Origin of the sequence: Candidatus Chlorohelix allophototropha (genome assembly GCF_030389965.1) — a bacterium.
Lineage (GTDB): Bacteria > Chloroflexota > Chloroflexia > Chloroheliales > Chloroheliaceae > Chlorohelix > Chlorohelix allophototropha.
The window spans coordinates 2,112,125-2,132,930 of the sequence record NZ_CP128399.1; the positions used below are offsets into that span (position 1 = coordinate 2,112,125).

Here is a 20,806-nt window from a genome sequence, read left to right on the forward strand (position 1 = left end):
TCTACAGTAATTCCCTCAATTTAGTCCGCCCCAACTCTTCTTCCATATTAAATTGGTACCTTCCGTAAGGGTTCACATGTTCGCTTCGAGTAGGGGAAAGGTGCGGATAGTCGACTTCTTCAGGAGGTTGGTTTCCTGTTTTTAGTTGCTCTAATATTTCAGTCATATACACTGTGTTCCAGATTACTACCGCGTTGGTCACTAGGTTGAGGCAACTGGCCTGGTTGGCTTGGGCCTCTAATTGACGCTTGCGTAACTGTCCACGATTGGCAAAGAAAATAACTTCCCGGAGAGCGTGTAATCCTTCCCCCTTGTTTAGCTGAGCCTCAATCCGGTGCTGGTATTCTTCGCTCTCATAATAGCGCAAGATAAAAATGGTTTCCACAAGCTTCCCATATTCTTCCAGGGCTTGTGCCATCGCGTTCTTCTGAGGCAGGGATTGCAGCTTACTGATCAGAAGCGAAGCTGTCACATAACCTAGCTTTAATGACCCGGTTATTCGTAATAATTCATCATAATGCTTAACAATCACACGCTGCTTTAAAAGGTTTTTAATCAGGGGTTTTAGCACCGGGTGTTCTTTTAAGCGACCTAAGCGGTACAAGCGTTGTTCACCCATATCCCGAATGCGCGGCGAAAACTGTAGTCCCAACAGTGAAAACAAGGCAAAAATAATGTGAGTGCTGCCCGCTGTATCAGATGTATGTTCGTAGAGCGGTAGTTCTGTTTCATTGTTGAGAATTTCATCCAGGATATAAAGGGCATCCCGGTCGGTGCTGACTGTCGGTTTACTACCATACTGCGAGTTTTCATCGGAGGTCCAGGTATAGAAAGGCAGCCCCTTGCCATAACCGAAATACTTTGGTAAGGCCTTGGCTTTGCGATTAGAAAGGGCTACTGGAAAGCGCTGGCCATCCGAGGAAGAAAGGGTGCCGTTGCCCCAATGGCGGGCGAGCGGCTGGTGGTGCTGGAAGTTCACCAATTTAGTAATGGCGGGACGCAACGTTTCTTCTCTTAAATACCAATGGGTGTAATAAGCCAAACGCTCTTCTGTGAAATCTGTAGCCTTTTCCATTCGCGCCAGACTGAAATTGCAAGCCTGGGTCAGGATAGCGATATAGAGATGGGCTTTAGCCTCGGCATCACAGAGTTCATGCCCACTGGCGTGTACAAAACAATCGCTGTATTTAGTCCAACTATCCACCTCGATCAACAGCGCAATCAGTTCCACCCAGGGCAACCTTTGGTTGATCTGGTGCTGGAGCTCACTGACCCGTTTAGGTAATCCGCTCGCTTCCAAAGAGCTAAGCACGAATTTTCCCTCTTCGATGCGAACTTTGGTCTCCTCTTTACCTAGCCGCTGCTCCAATTTGGTCATCGCCGTTTCCAATTCCGCCGCAAGCAAGTTTAATTGTTTGGCCCCATCTTCAGTAATACCGAGTTGGCGGCACACTTCCGGTCGCAAACCAGGCCACTGTTCGCGCGGAATAAGATAGGATTCGAGGGTGGCATAGCGGCGACTACCTGTCACCCAGACGTTGGCCGAGCGTAGCGCTGCCCGCAGTTCCCATAACACGGCCAGTTCATAATATTCTTTATTGATAGAGCCATTGGGGTTCAGGACATAGTTCATCCATTTGCCAGGCACAAAAGGGAGGGTCGAGTGATCGGAAAGGTGTTTTTTGCGAGAGGCATTGAATTGGCACAGGGTCTTTATGGCTTGCAACAGCGGGGCAGTGGCTACGTTCGAGTGAAAAGTGAAAGCTGCCAGAAACCTGGGTGAGAAATGACGAATAGCCTTGTAGCTCTTTAGCAGGAAATCATAGTGGGTATTGTCGATTGGGCGCACCAACATGGTGCATTCCTCTACCGCTGCCTCCAGTGCCGCTCGAGGTAAATACTGGAAAATAGACTCGCGCAGTTTGTCGCCCACAATTTCCTCGCTCAGCACAAAACTGCCAAGAGCCTGAAAATGACGCACCTTCTCGTCCATGGCCCTGGCCTTATTCAGGCGGAACTCTTCCAAATCGTTGATGGCCCTGGAATTGGCTTCCTCCAAATAACCAATGAAGAGATCCAGCGTTTCATCGATGATGTCCTCGTAAGATTGAACCACGAAAGCCAGCAGAATGGGCAGGCGGCGTTCAGTTTTTAACCTGGACAATAAATAGGGGGTGGATTTTCGACCTACTTGGGTGAGAAACTTGCGCCGGTTGGGGTTAAGTCCGGTAAGCTGCCACGTATCCACGCCCGCCTCCCGCAGGAAATCCAGTTTGGTAAGGTTCTCAAGAATGAACTTGCTGCTGTTGGCGGTAGCGCCTTGCCGTAACCATTCCAGCCGGGAACTGCCTAACTCTTTATTGGCTTTGAGGAGACCATCCAAAAAAAGAATGCGTTCCTCGGTGAGCAAAGGCGCCAGTAGTCGGTAGGTTTCGAGGGTGGCTTTTTCTCTGGCGCTGTCCACCAACTGCGCCAGACGGGTAATCCCTGGACGAACCACTTTAGCGGTGTGGAGTTTCTGGGTTGCTAGACCCAAGAGAGTAATCGGTCTGTCATGTTCCAGCGCCCGCTTGAGCAGCCATTCCGCCAATTCTTTCAAATCATTCTCGGTGGCTTCTCGGTAACCCAGGTATTCCTGCACCTCGCGGGTATGCTGGGTGCGAGTTTTATCACGCTGCCCATAATTGGCTAAAACCTGCGGCTCTACTCCTACTTGTCCGGCCAGGTAGCTGACGATCGAAGCCGGAACCGTTTGCAAGTCATTGGGACAAAAGCCCAGGTAGCGTAAAGCCGTCAGTTGCAGAGCCCAGCCGAGCTTATTCTCATCACCCCGATGTTGTTTGATTTGGATATGATCCGCTTCGGTGTAGTAGACAGAACTAGATCGGACAGTAGTGACTTAACTGACAAGAGCGGTAGTAACCGCCTGACTATTAGGGTGTGTTGTTTCTATCAGTTTATCCAATCGTTTCTGATCGAGAGTGTATCCTAACGTGTGTAAAAGGAAAAAGCTGATGGTAAGATAGCCGAAAATAAAAACAGCTATTAAGGAGAAAACCAGTGGCGGCTAACAACAAACCAGCAAATCCAGCAAAACCCATCAATTTGCCATCAGTAGAAGTGGTCCAGCAAGAACTGGACAAGGCTAGCTCCATCGAAGATTTCTTTGGTCGGGAGGGGATTTTCGCCAAACTGTTCGCTCGCACCCTGGAGCAAATGCTGGAGGCGGAACTGACCAACCAGTTGGGTTATGAGAAATATGAGGCTAAAGGTCGTAATAGTGGTAATAGCCGAAACGGCAAAGTTACTCGCCAGCTAAATTCCTCAGCCGGTAGCACCACCATCCAGGTGCCAAGGGATCGCAATGGCGAGTTCGAACCCACCCTACTCAAAAAGTACGGTCATAACACCAACGAACTGGAAGAAAAGATCCTGGGTCTGTATGGCAAAGGGCTCTCTACCCGAGACTTGCAGGAGACTTTACAGGATCTGTATGGGGTGGAAATCTCGCCCGCTACCATCAGCGCCATGATCTGGCCGATGGTAGAAGCCTGGCAGAACCGGCCACTGGCAGCTATTTACCCGATCATCTATCTGGACACCATCTTTGTGAAAATGCGCCGGGAAGGCAAAGTCGAGAATATGGCAGTTTACAATGTGTTGGGGGTCGATCTGGAAGGGCGGCGCGATATTCTGGGTCATTGGGGAAGGAGCTAAATTCTGGCTGGGAGTGATCAGTGCTCTGAAAGGGCGTGGGGTCGAGGATATTTTTATCGCTTGCGTGGACGGGCTAAGCGGTTTCAGTGAGGCGATCCAGGCGGTCTTTCCCTACGCCCAGGTTCAGCGCTGCATTATTCATCAAATCCGCACCAGCCTGCTCTATGTGGTCTGGAAGGATCAGAAAGCCTTTATGGCTGACTTGACAAGGCGGCTACTCGGGAAGAAGCCGAACTCAACCTGCTAAATCTGACCGATAAATGGGTGGGAAGTATGCCATTGCGGTAAAGAGCTGGGAGAACAATTGGGCGGAGCTGTCCACCTATCCACCTGATATCCGGCGGCTGATCTACACCACGAATTCCGTCGAGGGCTACCATCGCCAATTGGGTAAAGTGATCAAAACCAAGGGGGCTTTTCCCTCCGCGGAGTCAGTAAGGAAGTTATTTTACCTGGCAAATTGTGATATTACCAGCGATTGGACCATGCCGATACCTAATTGGGCATGTATTTTGAACCAGCTTTCGATCTGTTTTAAGCAAAGAGTAACTATTTGAATTCAGCAATCAATTCCATTTACACAAAACTATTGACATACCCTCAAGTCGAGCCACCTTTTCAGTAAGGAGGGCTACTTGGGCTTTGACAGCGGCATTTTCGGTTCTTAGTTGCAATTCTTCTTCTGTTCTCATACCTTTTATTTTACAGCCTTGTCAAGGACATGAGTAATTACTTCCCTTCATTGCTTCCAGTCCTTTCACATACTAATCTGCTTTTATTCTACCCATTTCTTTTTAGTTTGTGGTCTAGTCTGAAAGGGTTCACTCCACTTCGGAAATCTCACCTATATACGGATTAATTTCTTAAAGTTCATAAACTTCAGAAAGCCCAATAATAACGGTTAGCTCATTTAGATTTCAAATATGTAATCTGGCATATAAGCTATTTCACATCCTTATTAATCGTACAAATTATACTATTCTCAATAGATTTTCTCCTGTATATACAGGTGGCGATTGATAATTAGGGCTAATCGAGCACATACTAGAAGTAGGAATTTGAAGATTGAATAGGACAGAAAATAAAGCTTATATTACTGTCGAAGAACCTTTGATTTCTTCCTCCAATCATTTCAGGTGGTACGAAACGACTCCCTCACGTTTGCGCCTGAAAAGTGAAATTAGCAAGCTTGAAAAAAATGGACACCGTTTGGTAGAAAAGGAAGAACTGAAAGAGTTTTTTCGACTTGAAGTTCAGCCTGCCGGGTATGAGGATTATCTTTTAATCTTTTCTTGCGCCGATGGTTTTCCCTCACGTGCTCCTGAATTGCAGATTAAAAGAGCAAATAATGAGGAAGTTCCTTTCAAGTCAGAAGTTTTGCGCTATTGGAATGATCGTTGCACGCTGGCGATGGTGGTTAAAGAGTTTGTTGTTTCAAAGCATGGGTTTAGCTTTGACTCTTTTTTGAATCTTTTTGGACAGGCGCTTCGCTTTTTCCTTAAGCCGATTTCTTTAGGGTTTATAGCGCTGGCTCTGTTTATCATTTTGCTGGTAATTTATATCGCTGCCATCGTTAATGAGCAGGGACCAAGCCAATTGAGAGTTACTACCGATCTTGAATTAACCAGAAACGTCTCCATTGGGGATTTAACTGTAGGTGCGTCTAACATCTCAAATTTGAACAATGCCGATAACCGAGCTAAAAATCAGCCTACCCGCACTGCGATAGGTCAGGAATTGAATCAGGCTAAAACCCAACAAGCTACTGTAATCGCACGGGCTACTCAGGTGGGCTTAGAGATGCTTACCAATAGCGCCAAGCTATTGGTTTATACAGTACAGACCAGTGACCTTAAACGTGCTACACCTACACCACCCCCTAATCAGGGATTGCCGCAGGTTCCACAACAAGTAGCCCAACCAACAGCAACTCCTGTGCCGGTTCAGACTACTGTGACAACGGTTGTGCCTACTACCGAAAGCGCTACTGTCGCCACAACTGAGCTTGTTACAACTGTAGTAGCTTCAACGACACCAGCACCGACCAGGGTTGTTGTTACAACGACACCCGCACCCACGACAAACCCTGCGGGAAATTCGGCAACTACTACGGCTGCGCCAAAAACGACAACAGTTCCGGCGACTACCAAAAAACCTTAAGGGAAGCTAAAAGGAAGCTTTTCGCAATACCGATCATACTTGGTTGAGAATATTAAGTGAAAATACGTTAGTCGAAGTTGATAATCACTAACTAAAGGAGTTATAAATTTAAATGAGTCGTCAAAACCGCGTATTGATGGTTTTCAATGCTAAAGTAAATGAACGTAAACAGCAACTTAAAAAACACGGCAGAGGCGCAATTCCTTATTCTGATTATATTGCGTTAACCGAAAATGTTGATGTTGATTACATTGATAGAGAAACAATTGATTCTATCCTGTGGGCTAAGCTGGTACGTCGCTTTCTGGGTTATATGATGGCGCTGGTATTGGTGGCTTTTGTGAAGAGTCGGAAATACGATACTATCTATGCTGACTGCGAACCGATTGGGTTACCGCTTGCTTTCCTTTTCAAATTATCAAAAAGCAAAAAAAGACTTTTATTCATTGCCCATTGGCTTACTCCTTTCTCTCGGACGGTTTTTCTTGATTATTTGAAAGTGCAGAAGCAAATTGATACCGTCTTTGTACATACTTTAGCACAGCAAACTGTCGCTATAGCTCGCTGTGGCTTTGCCTCCAAACAAATCCAACTTATCCCTTACCAAATCGATACCGAATTTTGGAGCCAGCAAGCCTACGAAACGCAATTGGCAAAAGAGAATCGTAGCCGACCTGTACCTGAGAAGCCCTATATTTGCAGCGCCGGTTTGGAATGTCGTGATTACGGTACTCTAATCAAAGCGATTGAGGGTCTTGATATTGAATTAAAACTGGCAGTTGGTAGCCACTGGTCGAACACCACCGGCGCAGGCTTGGAAGGTGAGTTGCCGCCCAATGTTAAAGTGAAATTCTATAATTACACCGAATTACGCGAATTGTATGCAAACGCTGCCTTAGTAGTAGTGCCTACCCGCGATGTTGACCATGCTGCAGGTATTACTGTTATTCTCGAAGCGATGGGGATGGGGAAAACGGTGATTTCTACTCGTAGCGTTGGACAATCGGATGTAATAAACGATAAACGCTCCCATAGCAGAGGCGATTTCAAGCGGATTTCAATCAGTACCTTCCTTCGTATGTTTGCCTCGGATGAACTCAGCGATTTACAAACCGGGTTTTATGTGAACCCCGGTGAAGTTGAGGAAATGCGAAGGTCTATCGTTCATTTAATGGAAAACCCCGAAAAGGCGAAACAAATTGGACGCAATGCTAATTTGGTAGTAAATGAAGTAATGACGGTGGGGCATTTCAAGGATAGAGTGCTTGCCCATGTTATCGGCTCAACTTACGTGGCGGATACACGAGTCGGAACGAATCCGGAACTATTTCGAGAAGCGGTTATGCTATAGATTCGCAGGTAATTTTGGTAGCTTTAGCCTCTTATAAGCATAGCTGTAAAAGAAAATATGAGGAAGGGCTGAACTTAGCACGCGAGGATTTGGCGGCGGCTACTTCTCAAAACTCGAAACTCTGGCAGACCTGTCAGAGTTTTAATATCTATTCTCCTATTTTCCGTTTTCTGTTATTAAAAGTTATATCCCTCAATAGTCTATATCGTTTTACCTTGCTTTTGCTCATGGCAATGGCAGGTAAAACCCGCCGGTTGACCGAAACGATTAGTTATTATCGAGGGTTGGTGGTAGGGCTAGGTTCCATTGAAGCCTTTCGCACCTATACAAGGGCGCTTCCAAGGAGCAATTCAGACTCTGCTCAGGGTATCAGCCTTATACTTTGCACCCGCAACCGCGCTGCTTTCCTGCGCACTTGCCTTGCCTCAATCCTTGCGACTGAATATCCCGAACTTGATTTATTGGTAGTTGACCAGAGCGATAATAATCACTCAGAGTTAGTATTCCAGGAATTTTCCACCGATAGCCGGGTACGTTACCTTAAGCTCGAAAGTAAGGGTAGGAGTAGAGCCTTTAACGCCGCTTATCCGCTTGCTCGTTACTCCATAATAGGGATATTTGATGATGATTGCCGTCCTGAAAAAGACTGGCTTAATAATATCGCAGCAATTTTCCGCAATCGCCCGGAAGTGGGAATGTTAGTAGGGCAAGTGTTACCTTCGGACTATAACCCCCAATTGGGTCATATTCCTTACTTTCTGCTGCCTCACGCCCGTTATTGTGGCATTCAACGTTTATTAGAGCCGGGCGGCGCAGGTATGGGCGCAAATATGATCGCTCGTCGCGAAGTGTTTGAAGCTTCCGGGTTGTTTGATGAACAGATCGGTCCCGGTACTCCTATCCCCGCTTCCGATGATTTTGATCTAGTTTTCAGAGCGGTACGTACCGGCTTTCTGGTATTTCAATCACCTGCCTCTACTATCTGGCATGACGGGTTTCGCGCGGGTGAAGACCTTTCAAAGCTGATAGATGGCTACCAACTTAGCGGTAGCGCAGTGTGTATGAAGTACGTAAGGGCAGGAGAGCTAAAGGGCTTGCTATTGTTATTAGGGCTGCTGTGGAATTCGGTAAGTTACCTGACTTTGCGCCTGCTAAAAAGGCAACAACCTTTAGGTTTACGCGCTTTAAAAGCTAATCTCAAAGGCGTTTGGGTCGGACTTAAGATGCCGCTTGACTTAAAAAACCGTGTATTTATCGAAAAGCCTCTTTAGATTCTTCCTACAAATACACAAGAACTAAATAGTATTCAAGTGTAGTTATAGCTACTGACAATGCCCTTGTTCACAAATAGGATTATATGATGTGGAAACTAGGATCATTGTTTATCCCACTTTACATAAATAAATACCTTGTACGCAATATCTGCCTCAAGGAGGTTATATGAAAACGCACTCTCAATATACAAGCCTACCTTTGGCTTCTCTTTTAGATGAAAGCAAACCTGCTCGTTCTTTACATGTACATTTTATCAATCCGCCTGTACCTACTCTAGATAAAAGTTATGCCAAGTTACTCACCTTCAACACCATTCCGTTGGCGCTACTCTACCCTGCCACAGTTCTCAAGCAAGCCGGACATCATGTGACGATTAACGATGTGAAATCCGGTGAAAAGCTTCAGATTCCACGCAGCGCGCATATTGTGGGTATCACTACCGATACTGTGCGCTATTATGATGCCATTGCCATTGCGCGTCTTGCTAAAAAGATGGGCAAAATCGTGGTGATGGGTGGAAATCATGTGACTTTTGATACCGAAAAAACCTTGCGAACCGGGGTGGTGGATTTTATTGTACGCGGTGAAGGGGATGTAACTATACTTAACTTGGTGAATGCCCTGTCTCAAAAAGACGGCTGCGACCCGCACACAATTAATGGCGTAAGTTGGTACAACAAAAAAGAAGATGTGGTTGTTAACAACCCTGCCGGTCATTGGATTCAAGACCTCGACGCTTTGCCCTTGCCAGATCACAGCATCTTGAACAATATGGAACTGTACCGCAAGAAAGGTTTTAACCGCTTTGGTAAATTGGGCAAACCGCAATTCCAGATTTCCGGTAGTCGCGGTTGTCCTTATGAATGCTCTTTTTGCATCGTTACTTCGGTTTACGGCGCGAAATGGCGGCATCGTAGCCCCGATAGTATCTTGCATGAGGTTCAGCAAGCCTTGAAGCTCGGCTTTGATACCATATTTTTTACCGATGACATTTTCAGCATCAACTACAAGCGGACTATGGAGTTTTGCGAGGAGGTTTTGCGCCGGAACATGAAGTTTTCTTGGACTTGCCAGTGTTCATGCGACTCGATAGCGAAACATCCCGATATGGTTGAACTGATGGCAAGAGCGGGTTGCGAAGCGGTTTTGTTGGGGGTGGAGAGCATGGATGAGAGCGCTCTGACGCTTTATCGGAAACGCGCCACCGTTGACAACAACTTTGAAGCGGTCAAGAATCTCAAGAAGCACAATATTATTAGCTTGGCATCTACGATTGTGGGAACACCACAAGAAACCCATGAATCAATTAATCGCAACTTCGGTTATTTGATGGAGCTTGCCCCTGAAATGCTCTGGGTTAATATTCTTACTCCCTATATTGGCACCGACGATTGGGAACTCTATCAGGATCGCATTTTCGACCGGAACTGGCAGCATTACGATGTTTATCACAGCGTGATGAAGCTAGATAACCTGTCGCCAAGTGAGGTAGAGTTCGCGCAACGCCGGATGATGACCATGTACTATACGCGCCCTAAATATATGTTTCGCACTTTGCCAAATCTTTTTAACAAACAACTTTGGTCAAATAACTAACCGCAATAAAGCGCATTAAAAGAGGATGGTCGGGTTATATCAGTACCATCCTCTTTTTATTTATCAATAAATGTAACGATTCACCCCCTAACCCTCTCAAGGGGGAAGGCGCGCAATCTGTTCACTGTTTTGACGACCCTATTTTGGCTCATCCTCATCTTTTTTAATATCTTCCAGTTCACGACGAAATATCTCTTTATAAGCATTCGTCCGGTCAACAGGATGACGCTCTTTCACAAAGAGGAAAAGCACCGCGCCAATCACCAAGCAAGTTAAGGCAGATACTTCTAACACACCGGAAGGAATACCCAATTGTTCGGTTAGTTGGTCATAAACTAGAGTCAGGAATAAAGCCAATCCCACCAGAATATAACTTGTAATTCTAGCCCAACCGGGAGGTTTCCTGTCGGCGTTCGGTTGCTTGGAAGGTTCGTTATTATTTTGCATTTTCTTAGATTTTCATTACAACAGGCAAAACAACCGGGCGTCGTTTAGTCTGCATATAGAGCAAATCTCCCACAAAGTCTTTAACCTTGCGTATAGTGCCCGCTTGATCTGACAGCAAGTCTTCATCGCCGAAACGTTGCTCTACTTTTTGCTTTACGAAGTCCATCAATTCTCCGGCTTCACGCACATAGACAAAGCCCCGACTCACCACATCGGCAGGTCCTACCAGCAAACCGGACTCTTGATCTGCAACCAGTACCACCATCAATACCCCGTCACGTGCCAGTAAGCCTCGGTCTTTGATAACTATATCGCCGATTTCTCCAATGCTTGAGCCGTCGATGTAAACTGCCCCTGAAGGTACAGTGCCGGTAACTCCTCCAAAGTTTGGACCAACTTCCACCACTTTGCCATTTTCGGCGATGAAGATATTTTCAACGGTATAGCCCAATTCTTGCGCCAGTTTCGAATATAACGCTAGATGGCGTGGTTCGCCATGTATGGGCATCAAGTAGCGGGGGCGTACCAAGTTTATCATCAATTTGAGTTCTTCTTGGCTGGCATGCCCGGAAACATGGACGCGCTGGATGGTACTATAAGTTACATCTGCCCCTTGCCGGATTAAATTGTTAATGCAATTACCAACCGCCGTTTCATTGCCCGGAATGGGAGTGGCGGAAATTATAACCATGTCGCCCTGCTGAATGGTCAAGGTCTTGTGCTCACGATTGGCAATCCGACTCAAAACTGCCATTGGTTCCCCTTGCGCACCGGTTACCACAAAGGTCAATTGCGACGGGTCATATTTGGAAGCTTCGCCCGCTTTTATCAAGGTGTTTTCGGGAATATCTAAATAACCTAACTCACGCCCCATTGCTACGTTATTCTCAAGACTTCGCCCGACTACGACTACTTTTCGTCCGTATCGGTAGGCTACATCGACCACTTGCTGCACACGGCTGATAAGCGAGGCAAAGGTAGCCACGATTATGCGCCCTTCCGCTTCCCGGAAAATCTGATCGAAGGTTTGGGTTACGGCGGCTTCGCTAGGCGTGATGCCGGGGCTTTCTACATGAACGCAATCGCTCATCAACAGTAATACCCCACGCCGTCCAAACTCGGCGATTTTACCGAAATCGGTGATTCTGCCATCCACCGGAGTTTGATCAAATTTGAAATCTCCGGTATGGACAATCGTTCCAGCCGCAGTGGAAATAGCCAGACCCACGCCATCCGGTACGCTGTGCGCTACCCGGTACGGCTCAATCGTAAAACTTCCCGCTATAATTTTGTCATCTGGGCTAATAACACGCAGGTTAGCGGTTTCAATTAATTTGCGTTCTTTTAGTTTTACTTTGACCAGCCCGGCGGTAAGCGTGGTGCAGTAGATTGGAATTTCTATCCCCAGTTGTGGAAGCAGGAAAGCTAACGCTCCAATATGGTCTTCGTGACCATGAGTGAGAATGATCGCTCTGATATATTCCTTTTTATCATCGAGATAGGAAATATCAGGAATTACGAGGTCAATACCATGCATTTCCTCGCTCGGAAATCCCAAACCTACGTCCACAATAATCAGATCGTCTCCATATTCGAAGACAGTCATATTTTTCCCTACTTCGCCGACACCGCCAAGTGGAATAATTTTTATTCGATCAGTTGTATCCAAAATGTTTAAGTACCTCCAAAATATATAAATAAGGGTTAAAAAACAATGTGAGGTCACTAACCTCCAATTTCCAAGAATAAACAGTTTTCAGATGGCGGCCCAATCGCCTTGAATTGCCTGATTACTGTTTGAGATAGCCCCTGATTTCGGCAAGAAGGTTAGCCCGGTCGTCCAAAGCCGGGTATAACAGCATCTGGTCGGGGCGGCGTGCTTGCGGATATAGCACTCTAGTCCAAAGGTTTAACGCTCGCCCATCGGCATGGGTAGCGCGTGTTTGAATAAGAGACAACCCTTGCTTGCGACGCTGACGGGATAGCTTGCGTTCTTCACGATTTGCATTGCGATCCGGTTCACTCAGAAATGTACCGGAGTGGTTTTCTTCAGACGCTATTTCGGGAATATCGTGAGTGCTGATGCTGAGACGGGCAACCGAATCTTCCTGAATAGATTCTAGCACATCGATTCTGCTGACTTCAGACCAGCGATAATAAATCCGATAACCCGGCGCGGTTATGCCAATGCCATTATCAGAAACTTCAATATGGGTAAAGAGTTCTACCAGCAAATACCAGCACACCGGAATACAGGCAAGCGCTACAAGACTCAATAATAAAGCCGGGAGGGTGGTATTCAGGTTTAAACCAAAGAGAAGTAGGTCGGTATCTTTTTTAGGTGAGTTTTGCCACAGACCAAACGCTTTTCGGGCAGTGTACAAGAAAAGAATCCCAATTGTGGTCAGCAATATTCCAGCCCGCACTTTCCCTTTGTTTGAAACCCTGTACACCTTCATAACTTTGACTCGTTTCAATCAGAACAGGGTTAACTGCTCGGCGGGTGGCTCATCCTGTTTTTTTTTGCGTGTTTTAGCGGCTTTAGGGGCTTTTTCTTCTTTAGGAATATCCACTACAGGTTCTGTATTAACGCTGGGTGGGGTCAACTCGGAACGCTGCTCTGCTATCTGTACCGATATTTCGGGAGTGGCTTCTTCTACAGGCGTGTAGGTCTGCCCCCATAATTCGGTAAGGGCTAATTCTTCTGCTCTTTTTAGCAAATCGGGAATGGTATAGGCATCTTCTCTGAACATTTTGTAAGTGCGGTCACGGTCGCGCAGAGCTGCGGCAGGATGGAACATCGGCATAACAATACGCCCGTTATCTTCTTTAGGCTTGCCGTGAATCTGGCTGATTCGTTCGTTGGGGAACCAACGGCGCATCGAAAATCTTCCGAGCGTAACGATTAAGCGAGGATTGAGGGCAGCAATCTGACGATCAAGATAACTTTTGCAAGCGGCTATTTCAGAATCCTGCGGATCACGGTTATCGGGTGGGCGGCATTTAACTACATTGGCGATAAACACGTCTTGACGGCTATAACCAAGCGCGACAAGCATTTTTTCCAGCAATTGCCCGGATTGCCCAACAAAAGGCTTGCCCTGAATATCTTCATGATAACCGGGCGCTTCCCCAATAAACATAATTTTTGCTTCGGGGCTTCCTTCGCCGGGAACAGTTTTAGTGCGTCCTTTGCAAAGAGGGCATTTGGTACATTCTGCCACCTCCTCCGCTATTTTAGCCAGTATCTCCGCCGACATTTATTAGTGGTCAACTCCGAATTGAAGCTTATAGATTTTTAGCATTGTAATATTCACTATCGAGTAAATTATACTCTATTTTGGAGTAACCCGGCAAGCAATTGACATATCACAAGGTGGAGAATATAATTTTAATTGGATTCATTTTCCGGTTTTGTACTGGATTCAGATATTTGCCTCTTTTGCCGCATCCGAACTTAGGGTGGTAGTATTACGGTAGTTGCTCGGCAGAGTTAATAGTTTGTCGCCGAGCTTCTTTTAATTGATAATTACTCCGAGCCTTCCCCTGTTACATACGGCTGAAGCGGAAGGATTTTAGCTGATGCATGATTCTGATAAAACGGCTCCAACTGTAAAATCTGGCGTTATTGAGCGGCAGGTAGAGCAGAATGGGCGCTCAACTGAAAAAAAGATTGCAGGAGCTACTGTAGAAATACCCGATACTACTAAATTGATTGAGGCTGTTTCAGCCAGTTTACCTGAGGCTGACCTTGCAATTATAGAACGGGCTATTCATTTTGCTGCTTCTGCTCATGCCGGACAATATCGCGCCAGTGGCGAGCCTTATGTAATACACCCAATTGCAGCAGCTACCACCATTGCTGAAATGAAACTTGACCGCGATTCGGTAATCGCTGCCCTTCTCCATGATGTTCCCGAAGATACCCACGTTACCATCGAACAAATTCATGATGTTTTCGGCGAAAAGGTTGCCAAGCTTGTTGACGGCGTAACCAAATTAGGGAAAATCAAATGGGATCCGGGTACTGAGCATACCACTAAGGCTATGCATGAGAAACAGGAACAGGCGGAGAACCTGCGTAAAATGTTTCTGGCGATGGTGGACGATGTGCGGGTTGTGCTGATAAAATTGGCAGACCGCCTTCACAATATGCAGACTCTCAAGTTCAAGTCGCGCGAAAAACAGATAAAGATTGCCACCGAAACCCTCGAAATCTTTGCTCCTCTCGCCAATCGTCTTGGTATTTGGAATATAAAATGGCAACTGGAAGACCTTTGCTTTTACTATCTACATCCTGATAATTACCAAGAAATAACTCTTGCTATTTATGACCAGCGCGAGACCCTGCAAAGCTACCTTGAGAAAGTTATAAACACGGTTGAAAAGGCATTTGAAGAACAGGGTATCCACGTTCTGGAAGTAACGGGCAGACCGAAGCACATTTACAGCATTTATAAAAAAATGATGCGTAAGAGTCGCGCTTTTGACCAGATTTATGATTTGCTGGCAATTCGCATTATGGTTGAGGATGTGCGCGATTGTTATGCCGCGCTTGGCGTAATTCATACGCTTTGGCGACCGATACCCGGCGAATTTGACGATTACATAGCCAACCCCAAAGAGAGTATGTATCAATCGCTTCATACGGCGGTGTTGGCTTTGGATGGGCGTTCGCTGGAAGTGCAAATACGCACTAAACAGATGCACGAAGTGGCAGAATACGGTATCGCGGCACATTGGCGCTACAAAGAGGGCGGCAAACGGGATGTTGAGTTTGAGGCAAAAATCGCTTGGTTACGCCGTCTGATAGATTGGCGCGAGGATTCCGGCGATAACTCGGATGCTATGGATTTTGTTGAAACCCTCAAGTCTGATGTATTTCAGGATCAAGTTTATGTATTTACCCCTCGCGGCGACATAATTGATTTACCTGCCGGGGCAACTCCGATTGATTTTGCCTACCGGATTCATACCGATATCGGACATACTTGCGGTGGCGCAAGGGTAAACGACCGCCTAGTGCCGCTCAGTTACCAATTGCAAAACGGCGAAGTGGTAAAAATCATTCAGGTGAAGAATCGCAAGGGACCGAGTCGCGATTGGTTGAATCAAGCGCTAGGTTATATCAAAACGGCGGGAGCACGCGATAAAGTTAAACAGTGGTTCCGCAAGCAAGAGCGCGAAGATAACCTCTCTCACGGTCGGGATATTCTTGAAACCGAACTTAAAAGGCTTGGCTTGGATAACATCAGCTTTGAAAGTGTTGCCAGCCATTTCCCTAAATATGATAAAGCCGATGATTTTCTGGCTGCGCTCGGCTATGGCGGTATAACCATAAATGCTGTAGCTAACCGCTTGCTAGAAGAGAAGAAAACCCAACAGAGCCTGCCAGAGTTTGCCCAACCCAATAGCATCGTTACCAGCGGTAACGACAAAGCGCCCGTACTAACTGCTAATATGCAGGTATCGGGGATGGATGGGTTACTTACCAGCCTAGCTAAATGCTGCCATCCCGTACCCGGTGATGAGGTGGTTGGTTATGTTACCATGACCAAAGGCATCTCAGTACATCGCTCGGATTGCTCGAATATTCTCCACATTCCAGAGAAAGATCAGGGTCGCCTGATGCGGGTAAACTGGGGAGATAAAAGCGTTCAATACTATCGCGTGCCTATACGTATGGAAGCAATGGATAGAGTAGGATTATTGCGAGATATTTCGGTACTTGTAGCGGACGAAAATATCAACATGAGCGATTTTCGAACGCTTCAGACCAATTCGCGTGGCATTATAACCATCCTTTTCAATGTGGATGTTACTAGTGTTGATCAACTCTATCGGGTGTTTCACAAACTTCAGGGTGTAAAGGATGCGCTTGAGGTGCGGCGTGACGTGCCCAATAGCAGTCGTACAAAAAGCTAAACTATCTACTTTCATCTTTATTTAAATATATCGGGACTATTATATGTCTTCAGTAATCCGACCACGTCTCGACGAATTCTTGTTAGCAGTGCTTTGGCTGGTTACTGTTCCTGTTTGGGCTTATTTTGGTCTAGCCGGGTACTTTATAAACCTGTCCGAACCCCCGAATTTCAAATTGCCCGGTTTTATCATCGGTTTCTTTTTTCTCTGTTTGATGGTATTTGGGCTTCGGTTTACCATAAAAATATTCTTGAGACTTCCCAAAACCCCACCAAAATGGGTTGATAGCGCCGCTCCGGTTGTTATGGGTATTACCCTTTTGCTGGGTTCTTTATTCAGCTTTTTCACTTTGGGAGTGGTGCTATATTATGTATTCTCAACCACTCTTGAGAAATTAATGTTTGCGTGGGGTTTCATTACAGCAGTAGGCATATTGGTATTTGGTATTTATCTGCTGCTGGCAGCCCTTTATAGTTTTGAGCCGTTTCTTCTGCTGTTTGATAAGTCGAACAATCAAAAACCGCCTTGGTTCTTGAATTGGGCTATCTGGATAAATCAATTTAGAGTAAAAATGCTTTCTAGCGGTTTGGCAAGGTCACAATCGGAACGTCGGTTGCATGGGCCGCTGGTGTTTGAGTCAGATTCACTCTCTATTATCCATGACGAAAAAGCAGGTGGTCGTCCTGCTCTGGAAAAGACCTTGATTGGGCAAGGTGGTTGGCACGTCACTACTTTGGGTATTACGGCTAATGCCTCAGTTATTTTCGCCGCCAGTGATGGCTCAGTCCCACACTTTCAGGCAGGTGGAAGAAAAGGGATTTTGTTCCCGCCCGAAATCAAGTTCTGGGATTGGCATAGCAATAAGGTACAAACTACCACTCTCGGCAAAACTCAGTCTTTTATAACCCGAAATCAGCAAGTACCCGAATCACTCCTTAATTATGCTTTCCTTGTGCCGGCGGGCGGAGGGAAATTTACTTGGATTACCCCCACTGCGGTTTATTTGGGTGACTGGCAAAATGATACAGTCAAAGTTTTAAAGCCGGAAGGTGAGCTATTCTTAAAGGGAAACGGGGGGTTTGCGCCCGTAGCTATCAGCCCTGAAGGCACAAAATTTGCGTGGTGTGATGCCACAGGGCAAATCTTTTTCTGGGATGTAGTCGCTGACCAGACCCGCCCACTGCGTTCGTATCCCATCGGGCACAATGCTCAATTTGGCAATGAAGAAGGTATTTGGGGTTTAATTTTTAGCCCTGACGGTACAAAAATAGCAACTATTGCTAAGAAAGGCGTATTGCTACAAAATGTTTATACCGGCTGGCGCTGGTTTGCCGAATTAAAAACAAGCGTAGAAAAACTGACTACCTTTGCTTTTAATCATGATGGGTTTGAAATGGCTATCGGTATAATGATTCTGGAAGAAGCGATTCGCCGACCTTCGAAACGTTCCAAATATAGCCGCCCACCTGTTCTCCAGCAATTGCCGCCCGGTAGTACCGATTCTTCCGGTAAGACATGGTATTCAGTAGTACGCATCTGGGATTTAAGAGCAGCCGATTATATTGATATTGTGGTTGGAGCTAGTCCCATCCGCGACCTCGCTTTTAGCCCCGATAATCGGGTTCTCGCGGCGGTTGACGAGGAAGGGGTTTTGAAGCTGTGGGATATTATGCCGGAAGGCAGCGCGATTAATCCCCCTCGCTTGGCGGCTTTGCTGGAATTGGGTATAACCGGGCGAAAGACTAGGGTAATTTTCTCACCCGATCTCAAACGCCTGATTTGCGCCACCGATAATCGCATTTTAATCTGGAATATTGAGAAAGTGCGGCAGGAGTGGAAAGCCGTGGATTCTCAAAAATCAGTAACAGATGTATGAATCAGGGATTCGCTTAGAGTAGTAAGAATGTGAAGACAAGGGGCTTAAACCCCTTGCCTGAAATCGCCTATAATTCCTTGCTGGAATAACCGAGCATGCGCCGTGCCACTACCAGACGGTTAATCTGTCCTGTGCCTTCGTACAGGTCGTTAATCTTGCCGTCACGCATCCACTTTTCGACCAAAAGTTTGCAGTCGTAGCCCTCTGCGCCTAGCAATTCCACCGCTTTCTGCGTAACCCACGTTACCGCTTCGCCCGCTTTCACCTTGCACATCGAGGCTTCCAGCGAATTGGAGATACCGATATCCATTTGCCATGCGGCACGTATGGTCAGCAACCACGCTGCCCGCAATTGCGCTTCCATCCGCATCACATCGCGCTCAACCGCCGTCAGTACATTAGGGGGCGCATCGTAGCGAATAGTAACCCCCTGTTTGAACAGGAAATCTTTAGTGAAATCGAGCGCGGCGCGTCCCACTCCGATGGCGCTGGCGGCAACCAAGGGGCGAGTGGCATCAAAGGTTTTCATTGCGCCTGCAAAACCCTTGCTATCCTTACCCTCTGCTTTTGCCAGTTCGGGGCTACCGATAATATTATCATAGGGGATGCGGCAATCGGCGAAGGTGAGGGCGGCAGTATCGCTGGCGCGAATCCCATGCTTTTTCTCCAAACGCGCTACCGTCATACCGGGAGTGTTGCCTTCTACCACGAAAGCGCGCATCCCGGCGCGACCCGTACCGGGGGCAATAGTAGCCCACACCACCACGATTCCGGGCGATTCCTGCGCTGCCATCAAACCGTTGGTGACGAAAATCTTTTCACCGTTGAGAATCCATTCCTTACCGTCTTCGGTCAGTTTGGCGGTGGTGCGGATATTGGCGGTATCGCTTCCGGCTTGCGGCTCGGTCATTGCCATTGCGCCCCACTTGGGTTCGCCCCCTTTGAAACGGGTGAGGAAGCGTTCGCGCTGTTCGGGGGTTCCGGCTGCTTCTACGGCGGCTGCCCCTAACGCGCCTCCGGCAGTGGAGAGGTATAAACCGCAATCGCCGTAGGAGAGCATCTCCACGGTGTACATCAGCGCGAGGTTGCGGATTTTCGGACCGCTGACCTTTTCGCCACCTTCGCCACCCGACATGGAGAGCAAATCGCCGCTTCCGGCACGTCCCCGATACCCGGCGTTATTGCCACCATCCCACATCAGCTTGATATAATCCCACGGGCGATCATGCTCATGCACATCAAAATGGCGGGAAGCAGGACGCATTACGTTTAACGCCACCTGCTCTAGAATTTGTAACTGTTTGCCTAAAGAGGCTGGAATTTCAAAATCAATCATCGTTTTGCCTCTTTCTTTCTACAGCATTGCCGCGCCGGTAAGGCTGGCAAAAGCGCGCGCGTTGCGTAAAAGCTGTTCAACCGGATTCTCACGGATGTAGCCGTGTCCGCCCCAAATCTGAACTGCTCGGTCTGCCACCGTCATAACCGTATCGTTAGCATAGTTCAAGCCTAACACACATTCGCGGGTAGCTTCGTTGCCTTTATCCAGATTCCAAGCCGCTTCCCATGTCATCAGTCGCGCCGAGTCAACTTCCATTTGCATTTCCGCCAACATAAAGGCGATGCTTTGGAACTGGGCGATAAATTTGCCGAAAGCCTGACGTTGTTTGGCGTATTCAAGGGCATGCTCAAGGGCTATGCGGGCTACTCCCACGCCCAAGCCCGCCACCGTCACGCGGGAAACGTTTAGCAAGTGGCAAATGTCGCACCCGCTATCCTCACCGAGACGTGCTGTTGCCGGAACGCGACAACCTTTCAAGGTAACGCTGTAAGTGGGCAAGGCGCGCAAGCCCATCAGCGATTCGCGCTGGCTTATCTGCAAACCCTCTGTGCCTTTTTCTATGATAAACGCTTGGGTTGCGCCGTTTTCATTGGCATAAACTAGAATGGCATCTGCCCCTTCTGCGTTTGCAACCCGTACCTTTACGCCGTCCAATATATATTCATCACCCTCACGGCGAGCGGTGGTTTTCATACTATTAGGGTCAAAACTCCAGCCGTTTTCGGTAAAAGCCGCGGTAAGGGCGGGTTGTTTGTCTTCGCCCAAAAGGGGCAACCAGCGCGCTTTTTGGGCATCGCTGCCGAATTTGAATACCGGCAAGCCAAACAACGCGGGGGCAAGCACCTGCAATGCCAGCGCAAGGTCACCGTAAGCCAATTCCTCAGCGTAAATAGCGGCGCTAATTGCCGAATGTGGCTCACCCAAACCGCCAAATTCTTCGGGCAGCCAGCCGCCTACTATACCGAGCCGCCAGCCTTCTTGTACCAGCGCGGGTGTAAAAGCGTTATTTTCGTCTGCATCATGGCGCGCCCGGCTTACCTTGTCGCGGGAAAAGCGGCGGATAGTATCAATAACCGCCTGTTGCTCTTCAGTTGGCGCAAAGGAAATCATTCTTACTCTC

Annotated in this window: 13 protein-coding genes and 1 pseudogene; 7 read left to right on the plus strand and 7 right to left on the minus strand. The window is 47.3% G+C overall.

From position 1 onward, the window contains the following. Nucleotide 1 precedes the first annotated feature (1 nt). Nucleotides 2–2,851 carry a Tn3 family transposase gene (locus OZ401_RS09350; protein WP_486599296.1) on the minus strand — a complete coding sequence of 950 codons (2,850 nt, stop codon included), beginning with the start codon at nucleotides 2,849–2,851 and terminating at the stop codon, nucleotides 2–4. Nucleotides 2,852–3,099: 248 nt separating this feature from the next. Here OZ401_RS09350 and OZ401_RS09355 point away from each other — a divergent pair. From OZ401_RS09355 to OZ401_RS09380, 5 genes and pseudogenes are all read left to right on the plus strand, one after another. Continuing rightward, a pseudogene (locus tag OZ401_RS09355) lies at nucleotides 3,100–4,274 on the plus strand (IS256 family transposase). Nucleotides 4,275–4,782: 508 nt separating this feature from the next. Next, complete coding sequence (locus OZ401_RS09365) at nucleotides 4,783–5,877, plus strand: hypothetical protein (RefSeq protein WP_341467962.1); 1,095 nt, start codon at nucleotides 4,783–4,785, stop codon at nucleotides 5,875–5,877. A 112-nt stretch (nucleotides 5,878–5,989) separates the two neighbouring features. Then, the gene (locus tag OZ401_RS09370) at nucleotides 5,990–7,228 is read left to right on the plus strand and encodes a glycosyltransferase family 4 protein (protein WP_341467963.1); all 1,239 of its coding nucleotides are present in this window, start codon (nucleotides 5,990–5,992) and stop codon (nucleotides 7,226–7,228) included. A gap of 14 nt (nucleotides 7,229–7,242) precedes the next feature. Then, on the plus strand, nucleotides 7,243–8,499 hold the full coding sequence (locus OZ401_RS09375) for a glycosyltransferase family 2 protein (RefSeq protein ID WP_341467964.1): 1,257 nt from the start codon (nucleotides 7,243–7,245) through the stop codon (nucleotides 8,497–8,499). Nucleotides 8,500–8,668: 169 nt separating this feature from the next. Next, nucleotides 8,669–10,099 carry a B12-binding domain-containing radical SAM protein gene (locus OZ401_RS09380; RefSeq protein ID WP_341467965.1) on the plus strand — a complete coding sequence of 477 codons (1,431 nt, stop codon included), beginning with the start codon at nucleotides 8,669–8,671 and terminating at the stop codon, nucleotides 10,097–10,099. Between the two features lie 138 nt (nucleotides 10,100–10,237). On the opposite strand, the gene OZ401_RS09385 is transcribed toward OZ401_RS09380, so the two are convergent. The 4 genes from OZ401_RS09385 to OZ401_RS09400 all read right to left on the minus strand — a co-directional run bounded on the left by OZ401_RS09385 (nucleotide 10,238) and on the right by OZ401_RS09400 (nucleotide 13,806). Beyond that, the gene (locus tag OZ401_RS09385; RefSeq protein WP_341467966.1) at nucleotides 10,238–10,546 is read right to left on the minus strand and encodes a hypothetical protein; all 309 of its coding nucleotides are present in this window, start codon (nucleotides 10,544–10,546) and stop codon (nucleotides 10,238–10,240) included. Nucleotides 10,547–10,550: 4 nt separating this feature from the next. After that, complete coding sequence (locus OZ401_RS09390; RefSeq protein WP_486599297.1) at nucleotides 10,551–12,218, minus strand: ribonuclease J; 1,668 nt, start codon at nucleotides 12,216–12,218, stop codon at nucleotides 10,551–10,553. A gap of 118 nt (nucleotides 12,219–12,336) precedes the next feature. Further along, nucleotides 12,337–13,005, minus strand: coding sequence for a hypothetical protein (locus tag OZ401_RS09395; RefSeq protein ID WP_341467968.1), 669 nt, complete (start codon nucleotides 13,003–13,005; stop codon nucleotides 12,337–12,339). An 18-nt stretch (nucleotides 13,006–13,023) separates the two neighbouring features. Further along, entirely contained in the window at nucleotides 13,024–13,806 is a 783-nt protein-coding gene (locus tag OZ401_RS09400; RefSeq protein ID WP_341467969.1) for a uracil-DNA glycosylase, read from the minus strand. Nucleotides 13,807–14,128: 322 nt separating this feature from the next. On the opposite strand from OZ401_RS09400, the gene OZ401_RS09405 reads away from it, so the two are divergent. After that, entirely contained in the window at nucleotides 14,129–16,471 is a 2,343-nt protein-coding gene (locus OZ401_RS09405; RefSeq protein WP_341467970.1) for a RelA/SpoT family protein, read from the plus strand. Nucleotides 16,472–16,514: 43 nt separating this feature from the next. Further along, a complete protein-coding gene (locus OZ401_RS09410) occupies nucleotides 16,515–18,347 on the plus strand; it encodes a WD40 repeat domain-containing protein (RefSeq protein ID WP_341467971.1) in 1,833 nt (610 codons plus the stop codon). Between the two features lie 67 nt (nucleotides 18,348–18,414). On the opposite strand, the gene OZ401_RS09415 is transcribed toward OZ401_RS09410, so the two are convergent. Together OZ401_RS09415 and OZ401_RS09420 are read right to left on the minus strand one after the other, a co-directional pair. Beyond that, a complete protein-coding gene (locus OZ401_RS09415; protein WP_341467972.1) occupies nucleotides 18,415–19,683 on the minus strand; it encodes an acyl-CoA dehydrogenase family protein in 1,269 nt (422 codons plus the stop codon). Nucleotides 19,684–19,701: 18 nt separating this feature from the next. Then, on the minus strand, nucleotides 19,702–20,796 hold the full coding sequence (locus OZ401_RS09420) for an acyl-CoA dehydrogenase family protein (RefSeq protein ID WP_341467973.1): 1,095 nt from the start codon (nucleotides 20,794–20,796) through the stop codon (nucleotides 19,702–19,704). Nucleotides 20,797–20,806 lie beyond the last annotated feature (10 nt).